This is a genomic window from Bradyrhizobium sp. USDA 4451 (assembly GCF_054822585.1).
Genome location: NZ_JBTRCH010000001.1, coordinates 3,159,156 through 3,183,521 on the forward strand (window position 1 = coordinate 3,159,156; position 24,366 = coordinate 3,183,521).

The window sequence follows — 24,366 nt, forward strand, 5'->3', positions numbered from 1 at the left end:
TGGATCACCCATGAGCGACGTATCCGCCCGCGTTGCCGACTCCACGGGCAACTGGGTGGATACCCATGCACCGGTCTGGTCGCGGCCCTATCTGCGGCTGGCACGCTACGACCGGCCGATCGGCTCCTGGCTGCTGTTGATGCCATGCTGGTGGTCGGCGGCGCTCGCCGCCGGCGTCGCACACGACGTCCGCTCGCTGCCGCTGGTCGTGCTGCTGTTCTTCATCGGCGCCTTCGTGATGCGCGGCGCCGGCTGCACCTGGAACGACATCACCGATCGCGATCTCGACGCCAGGGTCGAGCGCACCCGGTCGCGGCCGATCCCGGCCGGGCAGGTCACCGTGGCGCAGGCGGTGATGTTCATGGTGCTGCAGGCGCTGATCGGGCTTGTCGTGCTGCTGCAGTTCAATCGCTTCGCGGTGCTGACCGGCATCGCCTCGCTCGTGATCGTCGCGATCTACCCGTTCATGAAGCGGATCACCTGGTGGCCGCAGGTCGTGCTCGGCCTCGCCTTTTCCTACGGCGCCCTGATGGGATTTGCGGTGACGCTCCAACGCATCGACACTGCGGCGATCGCGCTCTACGCCGGATCGATCGCCTGGGTGATCGCCTACGACACCATCTATGCCCACCAGGATGCCGAGGACGACGCGCTGATCGGCGTCAAGTCCACCGCGCGGCTGTTCGGTGCCCGCACTCATCGCGCGCTGATGATGTTCTACGGTCTCGCCGTGCTGCTGATCGGCACGGCATTCGCGCTGGCCGGCGCGCGCTGGCCGGCCTGGATCGGCCTTGCGGCGTTTGCGCTGCATCTTGTCTGGCAGGTCCGCCGGCTCGACACCAGCGATGGCGCGCTCTGCCTGCGCATCTTCAAGTCCAACCGCGACGCCGGCTTCATCCTGTTCGCGAGCCTGGTCGTCGACGCCGTGCTGCGCGCGGGGTAGCTCTCAATCCGTCGTCATTCCGGGGCGCGCGAAGCGCGAGCCCGGAATCCATCGGGCCGCAATACTCGTGGTGAAATGGATTCCGGGCTCGCGCCAAGTGGCGCGCCCCGGAATGACGGAGTGATGTCTTGAGTGGCGAACCACCTCACCGTCGTGAAGCTTGAAGCGCGAAACGAACTCAATCCCGCGCGATGATCTCGCGCTCGTCGCGATGCACGCTGGCTTCGTTGTGCTGGACGCCGGCGCGGCGGCGGACCAGGAATTTCGGGCGGCGGGCGCGGATTGCGTTGCGGCGACGGCGGCGCGGGGAAGGCGTTCGCGGTGCCGGCTCGGTCAGTTGCGGCAGGCGGAAGATGTCGCTCCAGGTCTGCCAGGCGGACGTGATCTCCTCGGCATCCGAGCTCGTGCCGAGCGGAATGGTGAGGGCGGGATCGCGGTGGACCAGCACCAGCATCTGCGCATCGTCGATGCCGCGCACCGCGACGCCGAGGAAATCGCTGACCCGAACATTGACCGCCATCCGCATGCCGCGAACGGCACGGCGCAGCACGACATGTTCGCGGTGAAGTTCGACCTGCCGCGTGCCGCCGTCCGCGCGCGAATCCTGCGCGTGGAAGGAGAGCGGAAGGGAAAGAGGGTCGAGCCGCATTGCGCAGCTCGACCCGGCGGAATTGATTCCGCTTGTTGGTGTTTGACGCCTCAAAGCTCTGTCTCCCCGCCGGGATTATGTTCCCGGTCGATGGGTGAGAGCCTAGCCGAGCGATGGCCGTTTCAGCTTAAAAAGCCTGGTTAATCTCTCCTCACCTCGCGCCATGATTGACAAGAGGTTGGCCCGCATGATTGACGAAGCCTTGCCCCGATCACTCAAATCTTTGTTGCCTGCGGGCGCAAAGTGCTTGAAATCCCTGTGAATCCGGCACATCTGGTGTGGTCTGTCACTTCGTTCCGGGCTCCCCTCAATCCGCAGGAATTCGTTCGTGAACTCTTCACCATCTGCATCGCGACACGGTGATACCTCCGATCTGTTCGATCAATCCGCGCTCAGCGACCTCGCGCAGCGCCTGGTCGACGCCGCCAAGCGCGCGGGCGCCGATGCCGCCGATGCCCTCGCGGTGCGCGGCGTCTCGCAGGGCGTCGAGGTGCGCGACGGCCGCGTCGAGGAGACCGAGCGCTCCGAGGGCGACGACGTCGGCCTGCGGGTCTTCGTCGGTCAGCGCCAGGCGGTGGTGTCGACCAATGAGGTCTCCGGCGAGGGGATCGCAAAACTCGCCGAGCGTGCGGTGGCGATGGCGCGCGTCGCGCCCGACGACAAATATGTCGGCCTCGCCGATCCCGCGCTCCTCGCGCATGATTTCCCTGATCTCGATCTGCTCGACCGCAAGGTCCCGACCACCGCCGAGCTCGAGCAGCGCGCCATCGAAGCGGAGGCCGCCGCGCTCGCGGTCAAGGGCGTCACCAAGTCCGGCGGTGCGTCGGCTTCCACCGGGATCGGCGGCATGGTCCTGGTGACCTCGACCGGCTTCCACGGTTCCTATCTGCGTTCCAGCCACGGCATCTCGACGACGGCGATTTCCGGCGAGGGTACCGGCATGGAGCGCGATTATGATTTCACCAGCGCGCCGCATGCCTCCGATCTCGATTCACCCACGACCGTCGGCCGCAAGGCCGGCGAGCGCGCGGTGGCGCGGTCCAATCCGCGCAAGGTCGAGACCTGCAAGGTGCCGGTGGTGTTCGATCCGCGGGTTGCCGGCTCGATCGTCGGCCATCTGGTCGGCTCGATCAACGGCGCTTCGATCGCGCGCAAGACCAGCTTCCTGAAGGACAAGCTTGGCGAGCAGCTGTTCTCCAAGGATATCCGCATTATCGACGATCCCCTGCGCGTGCGCGGCCTGCGCTCGCAGACTTTCGACGCCGAGGGCGTCAAAGTGAAGAGGATCGCGCTGATCGACGAAGGCGTGCTGACGACCTGGGTCTTGGACTCCGCGACCGCGCGCGAGCTCGGCCTGGTCACGACAGGGCACGCGCATCGCGGCGTGTCGTCGTCGCCGTCGCCCGGAACCTACAATCTGCATCTCGAACCGGGTGCGGTGACGCCGAAGGAGCTGATCTCCGACATCAAGCAGGGCTTCTATGTGACCGACCTGATCGGGTCCGGCGTCAACGGCGTGACCGGAGATTACAGCCGCGGCGCGTCCGGCTTCTGGATCGAGAATGGCGAGATCACCTATCCGGTCAGCGAGGTGACCATCGCCGGCCATCTGCTGCCGATGTTCAAGTCGCTGGTCGCCGCCAACGATCTGGAGTTCCGCTACGGCGTCAATTCGCCCACGCTGCGCATCGAGGGCCTGACGCTTGGCGGACGCTGAAACGGACGATTGGACCAAGGCGCGCGATGCCGCCTTGCTGACGCGATCGGTGCAGGAGGCGGGGCGGCTCGCGCTGTCGCTGTTCCGCACCGAATTGAAGAACTGGACCAAGGGCGCGTCGTCGCCGGTCTCCGAGGCCGACATCGCGGTCAACGACCTGCTGGAGCAGCAGCTGCGTTCGGCAACGCCCAGCTATGGCTGGCTGTCGGAGGAGAGCGCCGATAACGAGACGAGGCTCGGCAAGCGCTTCACCTGGATCGTCGATCCGATCGACGGCACCCGCGCCTATCTCGCAGGCCGCGAGGATTGGTGCGTCAGTGTGGCGCTGGTTGAGAACGCATCTCCGGTGCTCGCGGCGGTGTATGCGCCGGTGAGCGAGGAGTTCTTCTTCGCCGCCCGTGGGCAGGGCGCCACCCTGAACGATAGCGCCGTGCACGCAACCGCAGGCACCGAGTTCAATTTTCCCCGCATGGCCGGACCGAAGCCGCTGGTGCAGCGGCTCAGCCCGACCTCGGACGAGATCACGCTGTTTCCGCGGATCGGATCGCTGGCGCTCAGGCTTTGCCGTGTAGCACAAGGTCGACTTGACGCCGGCTTTGCGGGCGGGCAAAGCCGCGACTGGGATCTTGCCGCTGCGAATTTGATCGTGCAGGAAGCGGGTGGTAAGATGACGGAGCTCTCGGGGGACACGATTGAGTACAATCGCCGGGAGGTAACGCATGGGGTGCTGGTGGCAGCGGGACGCGAACGTCATGCACGCATTGTCGAGCATTTTCGTAGCCGCCCATTGCCGTGAGGCTCTACTGCATTGCCGATTGTGACAATCAGACTTGTTGCGACAGAGCCGTGACGACCAGACTTTCGACGATCAGACGATCAGACTTTGTGACGACCAAGACCTGTGACGACCAAGACTTCACTTCTTTGCCGGGCATCTCGTTAGGAAAACCACCATCATGTCAGACAATGCCCAGCCGCAGCTGCTTCACCTCGTCATCGGCGGCGAGTTGACCGATCTCGAGCACAACACCTTCAAGAACCTGGACGAGGTCGAGATCGTCGGCGTGTATCCGAACTACGCGACCGCCTACGCGGCCTGGAAGGCGAAGGCGCAGGCGACCGTGGACAACGCCCAGATGCGCTATTTCGTCGTTCACCTCCACCGGTTGCTCGATCCTGAGCAGGACACAAAGCATTCCCATTGAAACGACTTTTTCGCGATCTGCTGCGCAGCGGCTTCGTGCAGCGCGCGCTGGGGGTGCTTGCGGCCGAGTACCTGCGGCTGGTGTGGTACACCAACCGCTTCAGCTACCAGCCGCATGACGTGTACGGGATCGTCGAGCCATTGATGCCGGCGATCTTCGTGTTCTGGCACGGCCAGCATTTCATGACGCCGTTCATCAAGACCAAGGAGAGCTATCGCGCCAAGGTCCTGATCTCCCGCCACCGCGACGGCGAGTTCAACGCGCTGGCGGTGGAACGGCTCGGCATCGGGACCATCAGGGGTTCCGGCGACCATTCCGGCGCGTTCCATCGCAAGGGCGGCGTCGGCGCCTTCCTGGAGATGGTCCGGGCGCTGGAGGACGGCTGCAACATCGCAACCACCGCCGACGTCCCGAAGCGGGCGCGGGTGGCGGGACTCGGGGCCATCATGCTGGCGCGGGAGAGCGGCCGGCCGATCGTCCCGTTTGCGATGGTCACCAGCCGATTCATCCGGTTGAAAAACTGGGATTCGTCCACCATCAATTTGCCATTCGGGCGCGGCGCAGTGGTAGGTATTGAGCCGGTCTATGTGCCGCCCGATGCCGACGCCGCGACGATGGAAAAGCTTCGGCAGCACGTGGAGGATTTGCTCAACGAAGCGACCCGGCGCGCCTATGCAGCCGTCGGGCGGCCGGAGGCAACGCTTGGCTAACTCGCTCCCGATGACGTTGCGTGTCTACCGCAAACTGTCGTCCGCGATGGTGCCGGTCGTGCCTGCCCTGATCAAGCGGCGGCTCAAACTCGGCAAGGAAGATCCCGAACGGGTCGGCGAGCGACGCGGCATGAGCGCCGATACCAGGCCGCAGGGCCCGCTGGTGTGGATCCACGGTGCCAGCGTCGGCGAGGTGCTGGCGGCGGCCGGGCTGATCGAGCGGCTGCGCGCGCTCAATCTGCGCATCCTGCTCACCTCGGGGACGGTGACCTCGGCCGCGATCGTGGCCAAGCGCTTTCCGCCCGACGTGATCCATCAATATGTGCCGTACGACTCGCCGCGCTATGTCGCGCGCTTCCTCGATCACTGGCATCCGTCGCTGGCGCTGTTCATCGAGTCCGATTTGTGGCCGAACCTGATCCTGTCGAGCGCGGCGCGGCGGCTGCCGATGGTCCTGATCAACGGGCGGATGTCGCAGCGCTCGTTCCCGCGCTGGCGCCGCCTCTCCAACACCATCGGAGCGCTGCTCGGGCGGTTCGACATCTGCCTCGCGCAATCGAACACCGATGCCGAACGCTTCGCGGCGCTCGGCAGCCCCAATGTCGTCGTCACCGGCAATCTCAAGCTCGACGTCGCGGCGCCGCCGGCCGATCCGGCCAAGCTGGAGCGGCTGATGTCGGTGACGCGCGGCCGCGCGATCGTGGTCGCCGCATCGACCCATCCCGGCGAGGAAGAGATCCTGATCGAGGCGCACACGTCGCTCGCCAAGTTCTTCCCCGGGCTGCTCACGGTGATCGTGCCGCGGCACGCCCATCGCGGTGAGGCGGTCGCACAACTCGTGACCGATGCCGGCCTGCGTCCCGGCCTGCGCTCGCATGAGGATCTGCCGGTCGCGACCACGGATATCTACGTCGCCGATACGATGGGCGAGCTCGGCCTGTTCTATCGCCTGGCGCCGATCGTGTTCATGGGCGGCTCGCTGGTCGCGCATGGCGGCCAGAACCCGATCGAGGCGATCAAGCTCGGCGCTGTCATCGTGCACGGTCCGCACGTGTTCAACTTCACCGACGTCTATGCGGCACTCGATGACGGCGGCGGCGCGCGGCGCGCCGACGATCGCGACGCGCTGGTCAAGCAGCTCGGCCAGTTCCTCGCCGATCCCGCGGCACGCGATACGTCGTTGGCGGCCTCCGAGCGCGTGGTCGAGCAGCTCGGTGGCGCGCTGCAGCGCACGGTGACCGCTCTCGAGCCCTATCTGTTGCAGTTGCGGCTCGAGATGGGAGCCGCCAATGCGTGAGCCGGGCTTCTGGCACCGGCCGCCGTCCTGGACATCGCAACTGTTGAGCCCTCTTGCCACGCTGTACGGCGCGGTCGCCGCGCGGCGGATGCAGCGCTCCGGCAGCGATGCCGGCATTCCCGTGATCTGCGTCGGCAACTACCATGTCGGCGGCGCCGGCAAGACGCCGACGGTGCTGGCGCTGGCACATCTGCTGCGCGAGCTCGACGAGCGGCCGGTGGTGCTCAGCCGCGGCTATGGCGGCAGGCTCGCCGGCCCGGTCAAGGTCGATCGTCACCGCCACACGGCGGCCGATGTCGGCGACGAGCCGCTGATGATGTCGGCGAATCTACCTGTCGTGGTGTCGCGCGACCGCGCCGCGGGCCTGGCGCTGGCGCGGGCGCAGGACGCCAGCGTGATCCTGATGGATGACGGCTTCCAGAATCCGTCCGTCATGAAGGATTGCTGCCTGATCGTGATCGATGCCACGCGCGGCGTCGGCAACGGCCGCGTGATTCCGGCCGGCCCGTTGCGCGCGCCGCTGTCGCCGCAGCTGGAGCGCACCGACGCGCTGATCGTGGTGGGCGAGGGGAGCGCGGCGCAGCACATTGCGGCCGATCTTGCGTCCCGCGGCAAGCCGGTGTTGTCCGCACGCCTGAAGCCGGACCAGGCTTCGCTGGCGGCGCTAAACGGGATGCGTGCACTCGCCTTTGCCGGCATCGGCGATCCCGCGCGCTTCTTCAACACGCTGCGCTCGAGCGGCGTCGACGTGGTGCAAAGCAGGGCTTTCCCCGATCACCACGCCTTCAGCAAGGCGGAAATCGAGCAGCTCGCTGCGGATGCGAAGCGTGACGCCTTGACGCTGGTGACGACGGAAAAGGATCTGGCGCGCTTGCGTGGTCCGGACGGGACGCCGGCCTGGGCGCAGGCGATCGTGCCGTTCGCGGTGACGCTGCAATTCGAGGATGCGGCCGCACTGCGGCGCTGGGTGTCGGATCAGCTGTTCAGGGCAAGGGACAGGAGGTTGCGCAAATGAACCCGGCCTTGCGCCTACGCCTTGACCATGTCCGGATGGTGGCGCTGCAGCACGGCGGTCGGGGTGGCATAGGCCTCCTGCAGGTCAACGCTCCAGTACTTCAGCTCGTCGAGCGGGATCCGGACGTCGGTGACGGCACAACGCACGAAAGTGCCGGGCGAGATCACGCGGAAATCGCCGTCGAGATATTGCACCTGCGCTTCGCCATGGCCCGAGGGACCGAACTTGTTCAGCACGTCTAGACTCTCCGCCTTGCCCCTGATGAGGCAGCCTTAAATGGTCATCAAGCCGTCTATCACAGATAGGGGGGCATGTCCGCCCGTTAAACCACCGACTTGTGATGATTTGGCGGCAGAGGCGCATGGTAGCATTGCAGCCGTGGTCCGCTGTGTTTGCAGCGCCATAACGAGCCGGCCGGATCGGATGCGCCTCACCTCAGTTTTCATGTGCCTGGCGATGCTTGCCATGCCGGCCGCGGCCGCGGCCGCGGCGCCGCTTCCGGCCCCGCACCAGGTCGAGATCCCCGAGGGCAACCTCACGCTGCACGCACAGCTCTATCGGCCCGACGGCGACGGCCCGTTCCCGACCGTGATCGCGCTGCACAGCTGCGGCGGTCTCGCCGGCCATTCCGAGCAGGTCGCACCGCGCTACCGCGACTGGGCCGAGCAGTTGCTCGCGTCAGGCCATGCGGTGCTGCTGCCGGACAGCTACGGCTCGCGTGAGCTCGGCCCGCAATGCCGCATCCGGGAGCATCAGGTCCAGACCCGCCGCGCGCGGGTCGCCGATATCAACGCCGCGCGGCAGTGGCTGGTGCAGCAGAAATGGGTGGCGAAGAGCCGTATCAGCCTGATCGGCTGGGGCAACGGCGCCGCCGCCCTGCTGTGGGCGGTGCGGCCGCAGATGTGGTCGCGCAACGTCGAGCCGGATTTCCGCTCGGCGGTTGCGTTCTATCCGGATTGCCGCACCTCGTTCGGCCTCGGCTGGAGCGCGCGGGTTCCGACGCTGGTCCTGATCGGCGCGCGCGACGATGTCACGTCATCGTCGGCCTGCCATCAGATGGTCGACGGCGCGCATGGCCGCAGCGCGCTGGCGAAGATCGTGGTCTATCCCGACGCCTATCACGACTTCGATCGCGCCAATCTGCCGCTGCACGCGGTCGCGGCCTCCGATGTCGACGTCGCCGAGCGCGGCCATATCGGCACCGACGCGGACGCGCGCAAGGACGCGCAGAAGCAAGTCGCCGAGTGGCTGTCGCGCTAAAATAAACTGCCCTGATCGACCGGCTTGGTGACGCGCTTCGGCGCCGCCGGCTTTGCCTCGCGCGGAGGCTTCGGCGCACTCTCCGCTGGCACCGTCGCTTGGGGCTGATCGGCATTCGTGGTGGCGGCGACGCGGCCGTCGGCGAACTCGATCGACAGGCTGGCGTTGGGGCCGACCGCCGCGGCGGAATGCAGCGCGTGTCCCTGCGCGTCGCGCACCAGCGCGAAGCCGCGCGCCAGCACGCCGCGATAGGACAGGGCCGACAGCAGCTGGCTGCGATGGGCGACCCGCGCCTCAAGCCGCTGCAGCGTCGTCAGCAGCGCCCGGCGGGCGCGCTCGGCGAGGCGGTGGGTGCGCTCGAGATCGCGCGCGATCGCGTTGCGCTGGGCCTGCGCATTGGCGAGCCTGGAGGCCTTGAGCCGGATCTCGAGCCCATTGAAGCGCTCGCGGCGGCGATGCAGCAGCGCGCGCGCCGATAGCGCGATGCGCTCGCCCGATGCGGTGAGCCGCTGCCTGGCATGCGCGACCTGGCCGCGCAGCACGCCGATGGTCAGCCGCGAACTCGATGCGGCAAAGCGGCGGAAATGCGCGTGCGTGTTGGCCTTCAGCCCGCGCGGCAATCCTGCGGCGAGATGATCGAGCCGCTGCCGCGGGATCGCCAGCAGCTCGTTCGCTGCCGGCAGCGCCCGCGCCGCGGCGCGCAGCTCGGTGCGGCGGGCCTCCTGGGCGCGCTGCCAGCACACCATGGTGCGGCGGGCGAGCGCGGCAACCTCGACGAACAGCTCGCTCCGCACCGGCACCGCCATTTCGGCGGCGGCGGTCGGCGTCGGCGCGCGCTTGTCGGCGACGAAATCGATCAGCGTGATGTCGGTCTCGTGGCCCACCGCCGAGATCAGCGGGATATGGCTCTCGGCCGCGGCGCGGACCACGATCTCCTCGTTGAACGACCACAGGTCCTCCAGCGAGCCGCCGCCGCGCGCGACGATCAACAGATCGGGCCGCGGAATCCGGCCGCCCTCCGGCAGCGCGTTGAAGCCGCGGATCGCGGCCGCGACCTGCTCGGCGGAGCCGTCGCCCTGCACCTTGACCGGCCAGACCAGCACCCGGCGGGGGAAGCGGTCTTCCAGCCGATGCAGGATGTCGCGGATCACCGCGCCGGTCGGCGAGGTGACGACGCCGATCACCTCGGGCAGCCAGGGCAGCAGCTGCTTGCGGGCCTCGTCGAACAGGCCCTCGGCCGCGAGCTTCTTCTTGCGCTCCTCCATCAGCGCCATCAGCGCGCCGACGCCGGCCGGCTCCAGCGAATCGATGACGATCTGGTACTTCGAGGAGTTCGGATAGGTGGTCAGCTTGCCGGTGGCGATGACCTCGAGGCCCTCCTGCGGCTTGAACCGCATCCGGGCATGGGCGAACTTCCAGATCACCGCCTCGATCTTGGCGCTCTCGTCCTTCAGCGCGAAATAGCAGTGGCCGGAGGAGTGCGGCCCGCGAAAGCCCGTGATCTCGCCGCGGACGCGGACATGGCCGAACCGGTCCTCCACTGTCCGTTTCAGGGCGGAGGAGAGTTCCGAGACGGTGAATTCAGGCGCGTTGACGAGATTCGGAGCAGCGGTCATCTGGTCTATAGAATCGGGGTTTTCGACCCCGTGTGCAAGGCCCGGCCGCCGCGTTTCCGGCGTCGAATCACATATCCACATCTGATCGAACCGCGTGTTGCCGCGGTCGGGGAGCGTGCTAAACCGGACCAAACGGCGTTACAACCCCTCTGATCGGCGACACAGATGAACATCCTTCTGCTCGGTTCCGGCGGCCGCGAACATGCGCTGGCGTGGAAGATCGCCGCATCGCCGCTGGTTGAGAAACTGTGGTGCGCGCCGGGCAATGCCGGGATCGCGCGCGAGGCCGAATGCATCGCGCTCGATATCGCCGATCATCCTGCCGTGATCGAATTCTGCCGGCGCAATGCAGTCGATCTGGTGGTGGTCGGTCCCGAGACGCCGCTCGCCGCCGGGATCGTCGACGACCTCGCCGCCGTCGGCATCAAGGCATTCGGGGCCGAGCAAGCAGGCCGCCCAGCTCGAGGGCTCGAAGGGTTTTACAAAAGACCTCTGCAGCGAGTTCGACATTCCGACCGGCGCCTATCGCCGCTTCGACAATGCCAGGGACGCGACCGCCTATGTGCGTGCCCAGGGCGCGCCGATCGTGGTCAAGGCCGACGGGCTTGCCGCGGGCAAGGGCGTCGTGGTGGCGCAGACGCTGGCTGAGGCGGAAGCCGCGGTTGCGATGATGTTCGAGGGCGCGTTCGGCACGGCCGGCGCCGAGGTCGTGATCGAGGAATTCCTGTCCGGCCGCGAGATCAGCTTCTTCGCGCTGTGCGACGGCGAGACCGCGATCCCGCTCGCCACCGCGCAGGACCACAAGCGGGTGTTCGATCACGACAAGGGGCCGAACACCGGCGGGATGGGCGCCTATTCGCCGACGCCGTTCGTGACGCCTGAGCTGCACGACCAGATCATGGCGCGCATCATCCTGCCGACGGTGGCCGGAATGAAGAGCCGCGGCACGCCGTTCAGGGGCGTGCTCTATGCCGGCGTGATGCTGACCGCGCAGGGCCCGAAGCTGTTCGAATACAACGTCCGGTTCGGCGATCCGGAGTGCCAGGTGCTGATGCTGCGGATGATGTCCGACATCGTGCCGGCATTACTCGCCTCGATCGACGGGCAGTTGAAGAATTTCGATCTGCGCTGGTATCCCGACTCGGCGCTGACCGTGGTGATGGCGGCCAAGGGCTATCCCGGCGACTATATCAAGGGCACGCGGATCGACGGGCTCGATGACGCCGCTGAGGTCGATGGTGTCGAGATTTTCCACGCCGGCACGGTCGCGAAGGATGGCGCCATCCTTGCCAACGGAGGCCGCGTGCTGAACGTCTCTGCGATGGGCAAGACGGTGACCGAAGCACGCGACCGCGCCTACCAGGCCGTCGATCGCATCAAATGGCCTGATGGCTTCTGCCGCCGCGACATCGCCTGGCAGGCGGTGGAGGCGGAGCGGGCGAAGGGTTAGCCACCCACCGTCATTGCGAGGAGCGAAGCGACGAAGCAATCCATCCATCCCCGCGTGGAGAAGTGGATTGCTTCGCTCGCAATGACGGCGGGGGCTACAGCAGATCGCCGCCCGCGGCGCTTGCCGTGGTGCCGTGCTCGCGGAACGCCTTGATGACGTTCTTGCCGATCTTCCACTTGTGCACTTCATCCGGGCCGTCGACCAGCCGCTGCGAGCGCACCTGGGTGTACCATTTCGCCAGCGGCGTATCCTGGCTGAAGCCGAGCGCGCCGTGCAGCTGGATCGCGGTGTCGATCACCTTGTGCACCATGTGGGCGTGGAAGATCTTGGCGATCGAGTTCTCCTGGCGGATGTCCAGCCCTTTCTCGGCCTTGTAGGCGATGTGCAGCAGCATCAGCCGGCCGATATAGAGCTCGCTCGCGCAGTCGGCGAGCATGAACTGCACCGCCTGGCGGTCGGCCAAGAGCTGGCCGAAGGTCGAGCGCTTGGTGACATGGGCTGCCGCCATGTCGAGCGCGCGCTGCGCCTTGGCGACGTTGTGCATGCCGTGGCGCAGCCGGCCATAGGCGAGGCGGTGCTGGCCCATGTTGAAGCCGTTGCCCTCGCCGCCGAGCAGATTGTCGGCCGGCACTTTCAGGTCCTTGATCTCGATCTCGGAATGGCCGCCATGGATCACGTCGTCATGCGGGCCCTCGATCGCCATGTTGGCGACGTTGCGCTTGATGCGGTAGCCGGGGTTGGGCAGCTCGACGATGAAGGTCGAATATTGCTTGTGGCGCGGCGCGTTCGGATCGGTCTTCGCCATGACGAGCGCGAGGTCGGCGACGCTCGCCGACGAGGAGAACCATTTCTCGCCGTTGAGGATGTAGTTCTCGTTGCCGTCCTTCACCGCCGTGGTCTGCATCCCGGTGGCATCGGCGCCGGCGGCCTTCTCGGTCATCGAGAAGCAGATCCGCTTTTCGCCGTTCAGGAGAGGTTTCAGGAATTTCTCCTTCTGGTACTCGGTGCCGTGCGCCAGGATCGTCATCATCGAGGCGTCGTCCGGCCCCTGCGTGTTCATCGAGAGCGCGCCGAGCATGCTCTCGCCGAGCTCCATCTGCACCAACGCGTTGGCGAGCGGGCCGAGGCCCATACCGCCATACTCCTTCGGCACGAACGGGCACCACAGGCCCTGCGCGCGGGCCTTCTTGCGCAGCGGTGCCAGCACCTCGGCAAGCGGCTTGGTGTCGAGTTCCTTTTCCGCCGGAATGCACTCGTCGTGGACGAATTTGCGCACCTTCTCGCGGATCGCCTTGGCCTCGGCGGGGATCTCAAAATCGATCGACATGGCACTTCCTCGTTTCGTGTTGTTGTTGGCAGGACCTCAGGATGGCATAAACCAGGCCAGCGGCAACGCCGAACAAAGTTTGAAGCACGGCGCACGCGACCCGGGAGGAGCTACCGATGCCTGATCTCGCTGATCTTTTTCCCGGCTACGAGTCGAAATGGATCAATACCTCGCAGGGCCGCATCTTCGCTCGCGTCGGCGGCAAGGGGCCGCCCTTGCTGCTGCTGCACGGCTTCTCCTCGACCCATGTGATGTGGCACACGGTGGCACCGAAGCTCGACGACACCTTCACGCTGATCATCGCCGACCTGCCGGGCTACGGCTGGTCCGACATGCCCGACAGCGACAAGGACCATACGCCCTATACCAAACGGGCCTGGGCCAAGACCATGATCGAGGCGATGGAGCAGCTCGGCCATGTGCATTTCGCGCTCGCCGGCCACGACCGCGGCGGCCGCGTGTCGTATCGGCTGGCGCTCGATCATCCCGGCCGGCTGTCGAAGCTCGCGGTGCTCGACATCGCGCCGACCTATGATTACTGGCAGAGGCTCAATCGCCTGTCGGCGCTGAAGATCTACCATTGGGCGTTCCTGGCGCAGCCTTACCCGCTGCCGGAGACGCTGATCTCCAACAACGGCGAATTCTTCCTCAAGGAGAAGATGGCGAGCCAGACCCGGACCAGGACGCTGGAGGCGATCGATCCGCGCGCGCTCGCGCATTACCTTGCGCCGTTCCGCGATCCCGCCCGCATCCACGCGATGTGCGAGGACTACCGCGCCGGCGCCTATGCCGATTACGAGATCGACAAGGCCGACGTCGACGCCGGCAACAAGATCACGATTCCGATGCTGGCATTGTGGGGCGATGCCGGCGTCGCCAGCGCGGCGACGACACCGCTCGACACCTGGAAGACTTGGGCCACCAATGTCAGTGGCGCGCCGGTGCCATCAGGGCACTTCCTGCCCGAGGAAGCGCCCGACGCGACCGCAAAGCTGCTGCGGGAGTTTTTCCTGGCTGCATGATCCGTCATCCTGAGGAGCGCGGAACGCGCGTCTCGAAGGATGCACGGCCGGCTGGTGGCCGTCGATCCTTCGAGACGCCGCTTCGCGGCTCCTCAGGATGACGGGTTCAACATGTTGCACGCTGAGAATTTCGTAGCCCGGATGAAGCGAAGCGAAATCCGGGGTCGTCTCCGCAGCGCAATCTTTCCGGATTGCGCTACGCTCCATCCGGGCTACGGCATCACCGCCGCTCCCTGAAGAACTCGCGCAGCAGGCGCGCGGCCTCGCTCTCGCCCACCGCGCCGTAGATCTCCGGCACGTGGTGGCAGGTCGGCTGGGCGAAGAACCGGACACCGGACTCGACCGCGCCGCCCTTGGGATCCGCGGCGCCGTAATACAGCCTCCGAATGCGGGCGAAGGAGATCGCGCCGGCGCACATGGTGCAGGGCTCCAGCGTGACGTAGAGGTCGCAATCGACCAGTCGCTCGGTGCCGATGGCCTCTGCCGCCTGCCGGATCGCCAGGATTTCGGCATGCGCGGTCGGGTCGCGGTCGGTCAGCGTCCGGTTGCCGGCAGTGGCGATCACCTCATACCCCCGCACAATCACGCATCCGATCGGAACTTCGCCCGATTTTCCGGCATTTTCGGCGGTCTTTAGCGCCAAATCCATGAAAGAAGGGGCCGACATGCCTCGTATCATCGGAAGAAACCTGCTAGTAGCGTCGCCTTCAGCAAAAGTGGATGCCGGTTTTGCGTCAAACGCTGCCACGAGGGCGCGTACGCCCCGGTGACCCTTGCAACCCCAATTGAACGTCCAGTGAGAACATTCATGCCCCGCGACAGCGACAAAAACAACGATTCCCGCGGCCGGCGTGATCGGCCGGGCAGTGGCGGCCGAGACCGCGCCGGCGGCGGCAAGGGCCGTTCCGGCGCTGCCCGCGGACCGGACAAGAAATTCGCCAAGCGCGGTTTCGGCGGCAAGGACTTCGCCGGCAAGGGCGATGGCGAGAAGCGCCCGTACCGTCGTCGCGAAGACGGCGATGCGCCACGCCGCGATTTCGGCGACAAGCCCCGATTCAGCCGTGACGACCGCCCTCGCGGCGACCGGCCGTTCCGCGATCGGCCGGCGCGCGACGGCGATGGCGAGCGGCGCCCCTTCAAGCCGCGCGGCGAGCGCCGCGATTTCGAGGCGGGCGATCGTCCACAGCGCGGCGAGCGCGGGAGCTTCCGTTCAGAAGGCCGGTCGTCCGACCGCAAGTTCGGTGAGAAGCGATCCTATGGCGATCGCGAGAAGCGTCCCTACACGCCGCGTGGCGAGCGCGACGGCGAGAAGAGGTCCTTCGCGCCGCGCGGCGAGCGTGCCGAGCGCAAGTTCGACGACAGGAAGTTTTCCCGCGGCGATCGCGACAAGGGGTCGTTCCGCGACAAGGGCGAGGGCCGCCCGTTCCGCCGCCGCGAGGAGGGCGATGCACCGCGCCGCGATTTCGGCGATCGGCCGCGTTTCAAGCGCGACCGCGACTTCGAAGGTCGCGACCGCGGCGACGAGAAGCCGTGGCAAAAGCGGGATCGCAAACCGCGCGAGGATCGCGGTGGCGATGAGCCTCCGCGCTTCTCGCGGTCGCGCGACGATCGTGGCGGCGGCGAACGTCCGCGGTTCTCCAGATCCCGCGACGATCGTGAGCAAGGTGATCGGCCGAAGTTCAGCCGGCCGCGCTGGCAGCGCGATGAAGACGGTGGCGATAGCCGCCGCCGCGAGCGCCCCGAAGGCCGTACCGACTGGCAGGAGCATCCGCGCAGCGAGGGCCGCTTCTCCGACCGGCCGCGCCGCGACAATGAGGACGACAGCAGGATCTTTGCCAAGCGCCCGGCCTTCGGCGGCCGCGGCGCCTACCGTGAACGCGCCACTGACGACCGCCGCGAGCGCCCGGAGCCGAAGCCGAAGAAGTCGGGCGAGCGCATCGCCAAGGTATTGGCGCGCGCCGGCCTTGCTTCGCGCCGCGATGCCGAGGAGATCGTCACGCAGGGGCGCGTCACCGTCAACGGACGCGTGATCAACTCGCCGGCGCTCGACATCACCGACAATGACGTCGTGGCGGTCGACGGCAAGCCGTTGCCGCCGCGCGAGCGGACGCGGCTGTTCATGTATCACAAGCCGCGCGGGCTGATGACGACGCATGCCGATCCCGAGGGACGGCCGACTGTGTTCGACAATCTGCCGGAAGGCTTGCCGCGGCTGATCTCGATCGGCCGGCTCGATTTCAACACCGAGGGCCTGCTGCTGCTGACCAATGACGGCGGCCTGGCGCGGACGCTTGAGCATCCCGACACCGGATGGCTGCGGCGCTACCGCGTGCGCGCACACGGCGAGGTGACGCAGGCGCAGCTCGACCAGCTCAAGCACGGCGTCGAGGTTGACGGCGTCAAATACGGCCCGATCGAGGCTACGCTGGAGCGCGACCAGAGCTCCAACGTCTGGGTGGTGTTCGCGATCCGCGAGGGCAAGAACCGCGAGGTGCGCAACGTGATGGCGCATCTCGGGCTCGAGGTGAACCGGCTGATCCGGATCTCCTACGGCCCGTTCCAGCTCGCCGAGCTCGAGGAGGGCAAGGTCGAGGAGGTCAAGACGCGGGTGCTGCGGGAGCAGCTCGGTGAGAAGATCGCCAAGATCGCAGGCGCCGACTTCACGCGGCCGGAGCAGCGTGACGCCGGCGGCGATGCGCCTGCCAAGAAGCCCAAGGCCAAGCGCGAGACGATCAACGACCGCAAGGGCCGCCGCGTGCTGGTGCAGCGCACCGGCAGCGACGAAGCGCGCGCGCGCAACGAGGACGAAGCCAACGGTTACGGCCCGCCGCGCCGCCCCAAGCGCGGCTATCACGGCAAGCGCGATCTCAAGCCGCGGGACGAGTAACGGTCGATGCGCGTCGTCGGGGGCAGGCTGAAGGGCCGCAATCTCGCCTCGCCCTCGGGCCGCGAGATCAGGCCGACCGCGGACCGCCTGCGCGAGTCCGTGTTCAACATCCTCGTGCACGCCTACGACAATCCGATTGAGGACGCGCGCGTGCTCGATCTGTTTGCCGGCACCGGCGCACTCGGCATCGAGGCGGCCTCGCGCGGCGCCAGGTTCACGCTGTTCGTCGACAATGGCGCCGAGGCGCGCGCCTTGTTGCGCAACAATGTCGAGTCGCTCGGCCTCGGCGGCACCACCAAGGTCTATCGCCGCGACGCCACCGATCTCGGGCCGGCGCATCCGGTCGAGCCGTTCTCGCTGGTGTTTCTCGATCCGCCCTATGGCAAGGGCCTCGCCGAGAAGGCGCTCGCCTCGCTGCGCGACGGCGGCTGGCTGACGCCCGGCGCCCTGCTGGTAGTGGAGGAAGCGAAGGCCGCTTCATTCGCGGCGCCCGAGGGCTTCGAGGAGCTCGAGCGGCGCGCCTATGACGACACCGAGTTCGTGTTCTTGCGCAAAGCGTAACGTTGCCGCTTGTTATGCCGTCATCACCCGCGAAAGCGGGTGATCCAGTAATCCAGAGACGCCGCTGCTCGAATCGAAAAGCCGCGGCGTACTGGATCGCCCGGTCAAGCCAGGCGATGACCGCTGAGTAAGGGGACTTACCGCCGCCCGAACAGCTTCTCGATATCGCTCAGCTTCAATTCCACATAGGTCGGACGGCCGTGGTTGCACTGGCCGGAATTCGGGGTGTCTTCCATCTCGCGCAGCAGCGCGTTCATCTCTTCCGGCTTGAGTCGCCTGCCGGCGCGGACCGAGCCGTGGCAGGCCATGGTGGCGGCGACGTGCATCAGCCGGCGCTCCAGCGGCAGCGCCTCGTCCCATTCGGCCATGTGCTCGGCGAGATCGCGCAACAGGCCGGCGGCATTGGCCTTGCCGAGCAGCGAGGGCGTCTCGCGCACCGCGACTGCGCCGGGGCCGAAGGACTCGATCGCGAGCCCGAACGAGGCCAGTTCCTCGGCGCGGTCGAGCAGTTTCTCGACGGTCGCCTCATCAAGCTCGACGATCTCGGGGATCAAGAGCATCTGCCGCTGCACGCCGTTCTTCGCCAGCGAGGCCTTCAGTCTCTCATAGACGATGCGCTCATGCGCCGCGTGCTGGTCGACCACGATGAGGCCGTCGCGGGTCTGCGAGACGATATAGGTCTCGTGGATCTGGGGTGCGCGCCGCGCCGAGCGGACGGTCGAGCAGGTCGGGCGCGGGTGCCGCCTCGAAGCGGACATCGGCGGTCGGAGCGCCGACGTCGAAGGCCGCCTGCCCGGGCTCGGCGAAGGCGGCCGCGCCTTCGAAGCTGCGCATCGGACCAGCCGGATAGGACGGCGAGCTGCGCCAATCCCAATTGCCCGGGCGCGGCGGCGTGAAGGCGGGACGGAAGGCCTGCAACGTCGCGCCGTCGGCGGTGTTGGCCGCGGTGCGCCGGCCCTCGCGCGCGAGGCCTTCCTTCAGCGCGTGCACGATCAGCGCGCGCACCAGGCCGGCATTGCGGAAGCGCACCTCGGTCTTGGCCGGATGCACATTGGCGTCGACCTCTTGCGGGTCGCAGGTCACGAACAGCGCCACCACGGGATGGCGGTCGCGCGGCAGATAGTCGGAATAGGCCGCGCGCACCGCGCCGAGGATCAGCTTGTCGCGCACCGGGCGGCCGTTGACGAACAGATATTGCCCGAGCGCATTGGCGCGGGTCAGCGACGGCGCGGCGGCAAAGCCCTCGACCACGACGCCCTCGCGCTCGGCTCGCACCTCGATCGCGCTGGCGCGGAAATCCGCGCCGAGGATATCGCCGAGCCGGGTCAGCCGGCCGGGCCGCGCCGGGCAGGGCGGCGGCCCAGGTCACCGGCGCGCGCTCCTCGCCGGCCAGCGTGAAGGCAATGTCGGGACGCGCCATGCCGAGGCGCCGCACCACTTCGCGGATCGCCTCCGCCTCGGTGCGGTCGGTCTTGAGGAATTTCAGCCGTGCCGGTGTCGCGTAGAACAGTTCGTTGACCTCGACGCGGGTGCCCTGTCCGAGCGCGGCCGGCATGATCTCCGATTTCTCGCCGCCCTCGACCGAAAGCGACCAGGCATGCGGCTCGCTGGCATGCCGCGTGGTGATGCCGAGTTTTGCCACTGCGCCGATCGACGGCAGCGCCTCGCCGCGGAACCCGAGGGTGCGGATGCGCAGCAGGTCTTCGTCGTCGAGCTTGGAGGTGGCGTGGCGGTCGACCGCGAGCGCGAGGTCTGATCGCGTCATGCCGCCGCCGTCGTCGGTGATGCCGATCCGGCGCCGCCCGCCGCCATCGGTGAAGACGTCGATCCGGCTGGCGCCGGCGTCGATCGCGTTCTCGACCAGCTCCTTGACCACGCTCGCGGGGCGTTCGACCACCTCGCCGGCGGCGATGCGGTTGACGAGCTGTTCGGGAAGCTGGCGGACGGGCATGGATTGCGCGATTGGACGGGGCTCGAGGGCTTTGCGCCATTCTAATCGGCCCGCCGGCCAAATGCATGGGGCGACCCGCTCATCGCGGCCTTTAGCTGGGGATGGAGGCGGCCTATCGCCTTGAAGACGCTCACCTTCGCGTGTGTGCGCGCTACATCCTACGTGGCGATTGTGGGGCCTCCCGCGCGGGTATATCGTTTAGAAAAATCATAATTCGATCGGGAGGATAGCCATGTGCCATTTGTTCTCGCACCAGCCGCAGCGAAACTACGAATCGCAGACCCGGTCACTGCGGATCGGCGGCCATTGCACCTCGATCCGGCTGGAGATGTCGTTCTGGGACACGCTGGAGGAGATCGCGGCGAAAGAGGGGATGAGCGTCGCCAAGTTCGTCACCACGCTGTATGGCGAGGTCCTCAACCACCACGGCGAGGTCAACAATTTCGCATCGCTGTTGCGCTGCTGCTGTCTGATCTATCGCTCGCAGAGCACGGCTTCGGCTCCCGCATTCCAGGGCCAGCCCATCCTCGACGCCGCCGAATAGGCTTTCGGATTCATTACACAAAAAGGCAACGGCCTTGTCCTGGCGGGACAAGGCCGTTCGAGTTTGAGGGATCATATCTCCTTGCGCTGCATCGCGCCGGCGATGTGGTCGGCCTGCCGGATCGCCAGCGACACGATGGTCAGCGTCGGGTTGCACGCCGCGCCTGACGTGAACTGGCTGCCGTCGGAGACGAACAGGTTCTTGATGTCGTGGCTCTGGCCGAACTTGTTGACCACGCCGTCGCGCGGCTTCTCGCTCATCCGGTTGGTGCCCATGTTGTGGGTCGAGGGGTAGGGCGGCGTCGGATAGGTCACGGTGGCGCCGACCGCCTCATAGACCGCGGCGCCCTGCTTGTAGGCGTGGTCGCGCATCGCGATGTCGTTCGGATGATCGTCGAAATGCACGCTGGCGACCGGCATGCCGAACTTGTCCTTGATGGTCGGATCCAGCGTGACGCGGTTGGTCTCCTGCGGCATGTCCTCGCCGACCAGCCACATGCCGGCCATCCGCGGATAGCCTTCCATCGCGCTGGTGAAGCTGCGGCCCCAGGCGCCGGGATTGAGGAACGCCGCCATGAAGGGCAGGCCGAGCGACAGCGTCTCCATCTCGTAGCCGCCGACGAAGCCGCGCTTCGGGTTGTTGGCGGCCTCGTCGCGGATGATGCCGGCCATCGTGGTGCCGCGATACATGTGCACCGATTTCTCGAAGCTCGCATAGACGCTGCCGGTCATGTGCCGCATGTAGTTGCGGCCGACCTGGCCGGATGAGTTGGCGAGGCCGTCCGGAAACATGCTGGAGGCGCTGTTGAGCAGCAGCCGCGGGCTCTCGATCGAGTTGCCGGCGACCGCGACCACGCGCGCCTTCTGCCGCTGCATCGCGCCGGTCGCATCGGCATAGACCACGCCGGTGACCTTGCCGGATTGGTCGTGCTCGATCTTGATCACCATGCTGCCGGGGCGCACTTCGAGATTGCCGGTGGCTTCGCCCTTCGGGATCTCGGTGTAGAGCGTCGACCATTTGGCGCCCGACTTGCAGCCCTGGAAGCAGAAGCCGATCTGCTGGCAGGAGCCGCGGCCGTCGCGCGGCTCGCTGTTGATCGCCATCCGCCCGGTGTGCACCTCCTTGTAGCCGAGCTTCTTGGCGCCGGCCTCCAGCACCTTGAAATTGTTGTTGCCGGGCAGTCCGGGGATGCCGTTGGTGCGGGTGACGCCCATCTTGTTCTCGGCCTTGGCGTAATACGGTTCCATCTCGGCGAGCGTGATCGGCCAGTCGATCAGATTGGCGCCGGGGATGTTGCCGTAAGCCGACTTGATCTTGAACTCGTGCTCGTCGAAGCGCAGCGAGGCGCCGGCCCAGTGCACGGTGGAGCCGCCGACCGCCTTGACGATCCAGGCCGGAATGTTGGGGAAGTCCTTGTGGACGCGCCAGCTTCCGGACGTCGTGCGCATGTCCGACCAGGCGAGCTGGCCGAAGCTGTCCCATTCGTCGTTAATGAAATCCTGGTTCTCGATGCGCGGTCCGGCTTCCAGGATCACGACCTTGACGCCCTTCTGCGCCAGTTCATTGCCGAGCGTTCCGCCGCCGGCACCGGAGCCGACGATCACGACAACGCCGCTGTCATTCAGATCGAATTTTGCCATTGTGTCCTCCCGACGTTGTCCGTTCAAGCCTTCGGCAGCCAGTCGATGTCGGCGAAGCCGCGCTTGATGTAGCCGCCATGCTCGGCGGAGGAGCCCTCGTAGCCGAACCGCGGCCAGACCTCCTTGTTGTTGTAGAGCGAGGCGATCAGATCGCCGCGGATCTTCTGGAAGAACGCGCTCTCCTCGATCCGTTGCAGCAGCGCGACGCGATCGTTTTCCCAGGCAACCTGCACGTAGGGCATCTTGTGGCGGTCGTTGGCCTCCTGATCGAGCCGCGCGACGCCGTCATTGATCAGCGATTTGACGGCCGGATCCTTGGCCGCCTTGTCATCCCACGGCTTCACCGCCGTGATGTAGTAGCTGTCGCCGAGGAAATCGTGCGGATAGATGTCGCGCGCCATCTTCAGCAAGGTCTTCATCGTCGCCGGCGTCAGCGTGCCGGCCTCATCGGCCCACGCATCGGTGATGCCAAGCCCGGTCGATGTCGCGATCGCGACCGCGGGCGCGGTGGCGGCGGCGCCCTTGAGAAACACACGCCGGTCATATTTGCTGCGTCGATCGATTTCTCTCATTGGTTTCCTCCATAGACATTTTTTGTAATTGGATCAGCCGAACCGCCCGCCGCGCTGGATCACCTCGATCTTGTAGCCGTCGGGATCTGCGACGAAGAAGAAGCGCGCCAGCGTCTTGCCGTCGTGCTTGAAGTCGCGCAGCGGCCCGGGCGACAGCTTCTCCTGCTCGAAGCGCGCGTGCTCGGCGTCGACGTCGTCGACGACGACGGCGAGATGGCCGTAGCCGTCGCCGAGCGTGTAGGGCTCCTTGCGATCGAAATTGACCGTGAGCTCGACCTCGAACGGCGAGGACGGATGCCGCAGATAGATCAGCGCAAAGTCTGGAAAGCGCAGATTGTCCGCGATCTCGAGGCCGAACGCGCGATGATAGAAGTCGAGCGCCTTGGCCTCGTCGAACACGCGGATCATCGAATGCACGGGCTTTGCCATTCAGTTCAATTCCTTCAAATAGGCGATGATCATGGCGCGGGTTTCCGGCTTGGCTTGCCGATAGGCCATCACGGCGCCGGGGATCACCTCTTGCGGATTGGTCAGCCAGGCATCGAGCCTGGCGTCGTCCCAGACGAAATCGGCCTTGGCGAAGCCGGCGGAATATTTGAAACCGTCAGCCTGGCCGGCATGGCGGCCGACGACCTTGTAGAGCGACGGTCCTTGCCGCACCGGATCCGACGCATTTGACGTGTGGCAGGTCGCGCATTGCTGCTTGAACAGCGTCGCCCCATCGGGCGGCTTGGCGGCGGGCAGCGGCATCTGCGCATTCGCGATTTGCACTGCAAGCATTGCGCTGCAAAATCCCAACGCCATCGTCCATCCTGCGCGCAGCTTTGTCATATGCATCACCGCCTTTGTGCGATGACTGTAGGAGGCCGACATCGGCCGTTGGTAGTAGCGGGCTGTTTCACAGCAGAACAAAGCTGGGCGATGATCTGGCGCGGAACCGTTGGTTGCCGCATATGCGGACGACAAATCCGCAAAATGACCGCGAAATCCCTGCACGATCACCACACGACGCAGCTTGCATTGCGTGTGCGCCGTTTGCGGAAATTCAGTCTCGCGCGATGGGATCTTGGGTCGGCGCTGCAAACGGCGCGCACCTGCGCCGCTCCGTCCATCGTCAATCACAGTCCAGGAGAAATGGATGACGTTTGCAAAAACCAGCGTGCTCGCCCTTGCCATCTCGGCCGCCATCGCCGGTCCGGTCCTGGCACAGGGAACGGCCACCCCGAATACCCAGCTTCGCGGCGGTGCAGCGGGCAGCGGCACCATCCAGCAGGGCGGCGGCATGTCCGGCAGCGGCGATGAGGAGATGGCGGCGCAGCCGACCTCGCCGAGCCAGAAGAGCGGGGCCACAGTCAAGTCGGGCAGCAAGGGAACGGTCGGCAGCAGCAGCGGCCACGCGACGTCACCGAAGTCCGGTGGTTCCGAGATGGCGCCGGGAGCGAAGAAGTACTGAGCGTTTTCGGATTCCGGATGCAGCGCCGCGTATGCGCTGCATCCGCAGTCCTTAGTCGTCGAAACGGCGGGTGCCGCGGCCGGCCTTGATGTCGCTGCGGCGCTTCTTGCCTTCGAGCCGGCGCTGCTTGGAGCCGAGCGTCGGCCTGGTCGGCCGCCGCGGTGTCGGCCGCACCATCGCCTCCTTCAGCATTTCGACCAGCCGCTCGATCGCATCGGCGCGGTTGCGCTCCTGGGTGCGAAACCGGAACGCCTGGATCACGATCACGCCGTCCTTGGTCATGCGGCTGCCGGCGAGCCGCGCCAGCCGCTGCGCCGCGTCCGGCGGCAGCGCGATCTTCGTCGTGTCGAAGCGGAGCTGCGCCGCGGTCGAGACCTTGTTGACGTTCTGTCCGCCCGGACCGGAGGCGCGGACAAACACGATCTCAATGTCGTTCTCGTCGATCGTAAGGTCGCGGGACACCCGCAGCATGACGTCACCCGGTGGAGGGAAGAATCGGCAGGCCGCAGGATAGCGGGTTTGTGCCGGGCGTGCTTGCGCTGCGTGG

General features: G+C 66.6%; 23 protein-coding genes and 2 pseudogenes. 14 read left to right on the forward strand and 11 right to left on the reverse strand.

The genetic code is table 11. From position 1 onward, the window contains the following. Positions 1 to 10 precede the first annotated feature (10 nt). Positions 11 to 943 (forward strand): 4-hydroxybenzoate octaprenyltransferase, encoded by a 933-nt coding sequence (ubiA, locus tag ACVMB0_RS14620; RefSeq protein WP_456750174.1) that lies wholly within the window; start codon positions 11 to 13, stop codon positions 941 to 943. Positions 944 to 1,121: 178 nt separating this feature from the next. Here the strand turns inward: ubiA and ACVMB0_RS14625 are convergent, their stop codons facing one another. Then, positions 1,122 to 1,646, reverse strand: a complete 525-nt coding sequence (locus ACVMB0_RS14625) for a DUF6101 family protein (protein WP_461346706.1) — start codon at positions 1,644 to 1,646, stop codon at positions 1,122 to 1,124. Positions 1,647 to 1,920: 274 nt separating this feature from the next. Here ACVMB0_RS14625 and ACVMB0_RS14630 point away from each other — a divergent pair, with 274 nt between their 5' ends. From ACVMB0_RS14630 to lpxK, 6 genes are all read left to right on the forward strand, one after another. Beyond that, positions 1,921 to 3,309, forward strand: a complete 1,389-nt coding sequence (locus ACVMB0_RS14630; protein WP_461346707.1) for a TldD/PmbA family protein — start codon at positions 1,921 to 1,923, stop codon at positions 3,307 to 3,309. Further along, positions 3,296 to 4,105, forward strand: a complete 810-nt coding sequence (locus ACVMB0_RS14635; protein WP_461346708.1) for an inositol monophosphatase family protein — start codon at positions 3,296 to 3,298, stop codon at positions 4,103 to 4,105. Before ACVMB0_RS14630 ends, ACVMB0_RS14635 begins: the two co-directional genes overlap by 14 nt. 160 nt (positions 4,106 to 4,265) lie before the next feature. Continuing rightward, the gene (locus ACVMB0_RS14640) at positions 4,266 to 4,514 is read left to right on the forward strand and encodes a DUF4170 domain-containing protein (protein WP_050628541.1); all 249 of its coding nucleotides are present in this window, start codon (positions 4,266 to 4,268) and stop codon (positions 4,512 to 4,514) included. Further along, the gene (locus ACVMB0_RS14645; protein WP_456750170.1) at positions 4,511 to 5,224 is read left to right on the forward strand and encodes a lysophospholipid acyltransferase family protein; all 714 of its coding nucleotides are present in this window, start codon (positions 4,511 to 4,513) and stop codon (positions 5,222 to 5,224) included. The genes ACVMB0_RS14640 and ACVMB0_RS14645 overlap by 4 nt, the downstream gene beginning before the upstream one ends. Continuing rightward, positions 5,187 to 6,521 (forward strand): 3-deoxy-D-manno-octulosonic acid transferase, encoded by a 1,335-nt coding sequence (locus tag ACVMB0_RS14650; RefSeq protein ID WP_461346709.1) that lies wholly within the window; start codon positions 5,187 to 5,189, stop codon positions 6,519 to 6,521. Before ACVMB0_RS14645 ends, ACVMB0_RS14650 begins: the two co-directional genes overlap by 38 nt. Beyond that, a complete protein-coding gene (gene lpxK, locus ACVMB0_RS14655; protein WP_461346710.1) occupies positions 6,514 to 7,536 on the forward strand; it encodes a tetraacyldisaccharide 4'-kinase in 1,023 nt (340 codons plus the stop codon). The genes ACVMB0_RS14650 and lpxK overlap by 8 nt, the downstream gene beginning before the upstream one ends. Before the next feature lie 14 nt (positions 7,537 to 7,550). Here the strand turns inward: lpxK and ACVMB0_RS14660 are convergent, their stop codons facing one another. Beyond that, positions 7,551 to 7,772, reverse strand: a complete 222-nt coding sequence (locus ACVMB0_RS14660; protein ID WP_456750167.1) for a DUF2093 domain-containing protein — start codon at positions 7,770 to 7,772, stop codon at positions 7,551 to 7,553. 229 nt (positions 7,773 to 8,001) lie between these two features. Between ACVMB0_RS14660 and ACVMB0_RS14665 the strand changes: the two genes are divergently transcribed. Then, the gene (locus ACVMB0_RS14665) at positions 8,002 to 8,796 is read left to right on the forward strand and encodes a dienelactone hydrolase family protein (RefSeq protein ID WP_461346711.1); all 795 of its coding nucleotides are present in this window, start codon (positions 8,002 to 8,004) and stop codon (positions 8,794 to 8,796) included. On the opposite strand, the gene xseA is transcribed toward ACVMB0_RS14665, so the two are convergent. Then, a complete protein-coding gene (xseA, locus tag ACVMB0_RS14670; protein ID WP_461346712.1) occupies positions 8,793 to 10,412 on the reverse strand; it encodes an exodeoxyribonuclease VII large subunit in 1,620 nt (539 codons plus the stop codon). The genes ACVMB0_RS14665 and xseA overlap by 4 nt on opposite strands. 165 nt (positions 10,413 to 10,577) lie before the next feature. Here xseA and purD point away from each other — a divergent pair. Then, a pseudogene (gene purD, locus ACVMB0_RS14675) lies at positions 10,578 to 11,862 on the forward strand (phosphoribosylamine--glycine ligase). 94 nt (positions 11,863 to 11,956) lie between these two features. Here the strand turns inward: purD and ACVMB0_RS14680 are convergent. Next, entirely contained in the window at positions 11,957 to 13,189 is a 1,233-nt protein-coding gene (locus ACVMB0_RS14680) for an acyl-CoA dehydrogenase family protein (protein WP_021077295.1), read from the reverse strand. 116 nt (positions 13,190 to 13,305) lie between these two features. Between ACVMB0_RS14680 and ACVMB0_RS14685 the strand changes: the two genes are divergently transcribed. Further along, a complete protein-coding gene (locus tag ACVMB0_RS14685; RefSeq protein ID WP_461346713.1) occupies positions 13,306 to 14,211 on the forward strand; it encodes an alpha/beta fold hydrolase in 906 nt (301 codons plus the stop codon). A 220-nt stretch (positions 14,212 to 14,431) separates the two neighbouring features. Here ACVMB0_RS14685 and ACVMB0_RS14690 read toward each other — a convergent pair whose 3' ends face one another. Then, entirely contained in the window at positions 14,432 to 14,890 is a 459-nt protein-coding gene (locus ACVMB0_RS14690) for a nucleoside deaminase (RefSeq protein WP_456756296.1), read from the reverse strand. Between the two features lie 129 nt (positions 14,891 to 15,019). Between ACVMB0_RS14690 and ACVMB0_RS14695 the strand changes: the two genes are divergently transcribed. Together ACVMB0_RS14695 and rsmD are read left to right on the forward strand one after the other, a co-directional pair. Next, complete coding sequence (locus ACVMB0_RS14695; protein ID WP_461346714.1) at positions 15,020 to 17,098, forward strand: pseudouridine synthase; 2,079 nt, start codon at positions 15,020 to 15,022, stop codon at positions 17,096 to 17,098. Positions 17,099 to 17,104: 6 nt separating this feature from the next. After that, on the forward strand, positions 17,105 to 17,659 hold the full coding sequence (gene rsmD / locus ACVMB0_RS14700; RefSeq protein ID WP_461346715.1) for a 16S rRNA (guanine(966)-N(2))-methyltransferase RsmD: 555 nt from the start codon (positions 17,105 to 17,107) through the stop codon (positions 17,657 to 17,659). 137 nt (positions 17,660 to 17,796) lie between these two features. On the opposite strand, the pseudogene mutL reads toward rsmD, so the two are convergent. Beyond that, positions 17,797 to 19,610, reverse strand: a pseudogene (gene mutL, locus ACVMB0_RS14705) (DNA mismatch repair endonuclease MutL). A gap of 232 nt (positions 19,611 to 19,842) precedes the next feature. Here mutL and ACVMB0_RS14710 point away from each other — a divergent pair. Next, positions 19,843 to 20,154, forward strand: coding sequence for a ribbon-helix-helix domain-containing protein (locus ACVMB0_RS14710; RefSeq protein WP_456750158.1), 312 nt, complete (start codon positions 19,843 to 19,845; stop codon positions 20,152 to 20,154). Between the two features lie 71 nt (positions 20,155 to 20,225). On the opposite strand, the gene ACVMB0_RS14715 is transcribed toward ACVMB0_RS14710, so the two are convergent. The 4 genes from ACVMB0_RS14715 to ACVMB0_RS14730 are packed head-to-tail and all read right to left on the reverse strand — an operon-like array spanning position 20,226 to position 23,116. Then, positions 20,226 to 21,794: a GMC family oxidoreductase gene (locus ACVMB0_RS14715; RefSeq protein WP_461346716.1), complete on the reverse strand. Its 1,569-nt coding sequence runs from the start codon at positions 21,792 to 21,794 to the stop codon at positions 20,226 to 20,228. 23 nt (positions 21,795 to 21,817) lie between these two features. Further along, positions 21,818 to 22,366 (reverse strand): gluconate 2-dehydrogenase subunit 3 family protein, encoded by a 549-nt coding sequence (locus ACVMB0_RS14720; protein ID WP_456796717.1) that lies wholly within the window; start codon positions 22,364 to 22,366, stop codon positions 21,818 to 21,820. Between the two features lie 33 nt (positions 22,367 to 22,399). Next, a complete protein-coding gene (locus tag ACVMB0_RS14725) occupies positions 22,400 to 22,795 on the reverse strand; it encodes a VOC family protein (protein WP_456750155.1) in 396 nt (131 codons plus the stop codon). Next, entirely contained in the window at positions 22,796 to 23,116 is a 321-nt protein-coding gene (locus ACVMB0_RS14730) for a c-type cytochrome (protein WP_456798921.1), read from the reverse strand. A 388-nt stretch (positions 23,117 to 23,504) separates the two neighbouring features. On the opposite strand from ACVMB0_RS14730, the gene ACVMB0_RS14735 reads away from it, so the two are divergent. Next, positions 23,505 to 23,819, forward strand: a complete 315-nt coding sequence (locus tag ACVMB0_RS14735; protein WP_456750154.1) for a hypothetical protein — start codon at positions 23,505 to 23,507, stop codon at positions 23,817 to 23,819. A 51-nt stretch (positions 23,820 to 23,870) separates the two neighbouring features. On the opposite strand, the gene arfB is transcribed toward ACVMB0_RS14735, so the two are convergent. Beyond that, positions 23,871 to 24,290 carry an alternative ribosome rescue aminoacyl-tRNA hydrolase ArfB gene (gene arfB, locus ACVMB0_RS14740; RefSeq protein ID WP_461346717.1) on the reverse strand — a complete coding sequence of 140 codons (420 nt, stop codon included), beginning with the start codon at positions 24,288 to 24,290 and terminating at the stop codon, positions 23,871 to 23,873. Positions 24,291 to 24,366 lie beyond the last annotated feature (76 nt).

Coding starts and splice junctions, on each gene's coding strand:
- ubiA (WP_456750174.1), top strand. CDS start 11: ATGAGCGACGTATCCGCCCGCGTTGCCGACTCCACGGGCAACTGGGTG.
- ACVMB0_RS14640 (WP_050628541.1), top strand. CDS start 4,266: ATGTCAGACAATGCCCAGCCGCAGCTGCTTCACCTCGTCATCGGCGGC.
- ACVMB0_RS14650 (WP_461346709.1), top strand. CDS start 5,187: ATGCAGCCGTCGGGCGGCCGGAGGCAACGCTTGGCTAACTCGCTCCCG.
- lpxK (WP_461346710.1), top strand. CDS start 6,514: ATGCGTGAGCCGGGCTTCTGGCACCGGCCGCCGTCCTGGACATCGCAA.
- ACVMB0_RS14665 (WP_461346711.1), top strand. CDS start 8,002: ATGCCGGCCGCGGCCGCGGCCGCGGCGCCGCTTCCGGCCCCGCACCAG.
- xseA (WP_461346712.1), bottom strand. CDS start 10,412: ATGACCGCTGCTCCGAATCTCGTCAACGCGCCTGAATTCACCGTCTCG.
- ACVMB0_RS14680 (WP_021077295.1), bottom strand. CDS start 13,189: ATGTCGATCGATTTTGAGATCCCCGCCGAGGCCAAGGCGATCCGCGAG.
- ACVMB0_RS14685 (WP_461346713.1), top strand. CDS start 13,306: ATGCCTGATCTCGCTGATCTTTTTCCCGGCTACGAGTCGAAATGGATC.
- ACVMB0_RS14690 (WP_456756296.1), bottom strand. CDS start 14,890: ATGATACGAGGCATGTCGGCCCCTTCTTTCATGGATTTGGCGCTAAAG.
- ACVMB0_RS14695 (WP_461346714.1), top strand. CDS start 15,020: ATGCCCCGCGACAGCGACAAAAACAACGATTCCCGCGGCCGGCGTGAT.
- rsmD (WP_461346715.1), top strand. CDS start 17,105: ATGCGCGTCGTCGGGGGCAGGCTGAAGGGCCGCAATCTCGCCTCGCCC.
- ACVMB0_RS14710 (WP_456750158.1), top strand. CDS start 19,843: ATGTGCCATTTGTTCTCGCACCAGCCGCAGCGAAACTACGAATCGCAG.
- ACVMB0_RS14715 (WP_461346716.1), bottom strand. CDS start 21,794: ATGGCAAAATTCGATCTGAATGACAGCGGCGTTGTCGTGATCGTCGGC.
- ACVMB0_RS14720 (WP_456796717.1), bottom strand. CDS start 22,366: ATGAGAGAAATCGATCGACGCAGCAAATATGACCGGCGTGTGTTTCTC.
- ACVMB0_RS14725 (WP_456750155.1), bottom strand. CDS start 22,795: ATGGCAAAGCCCGTGCATTCGATGATCCGCGTGTTCGACGAGGCCAAG.
- ACVMB0_RS14730 (WP_456798921.1), bottom strand. CDS start 23,116: ATGCCGCTGCCCGCCGCCAAGCCGCCCGATGGGGCGACGCTGTTCAAG.
- ACVMB0_RS14735 (WP_456750154.1), top strand. CDS start 23,505: ATGACGTTTGCAAAAACCAGCGTGCTCGCCCTTGCCATCTCGGCCGCC.
- arfB (WP_461346717.1), bottom strand. CDS start 24,290: ATGCTGCGGGTGTCCCGCGACCTTACGATCGACGAGAACGACATTGAG.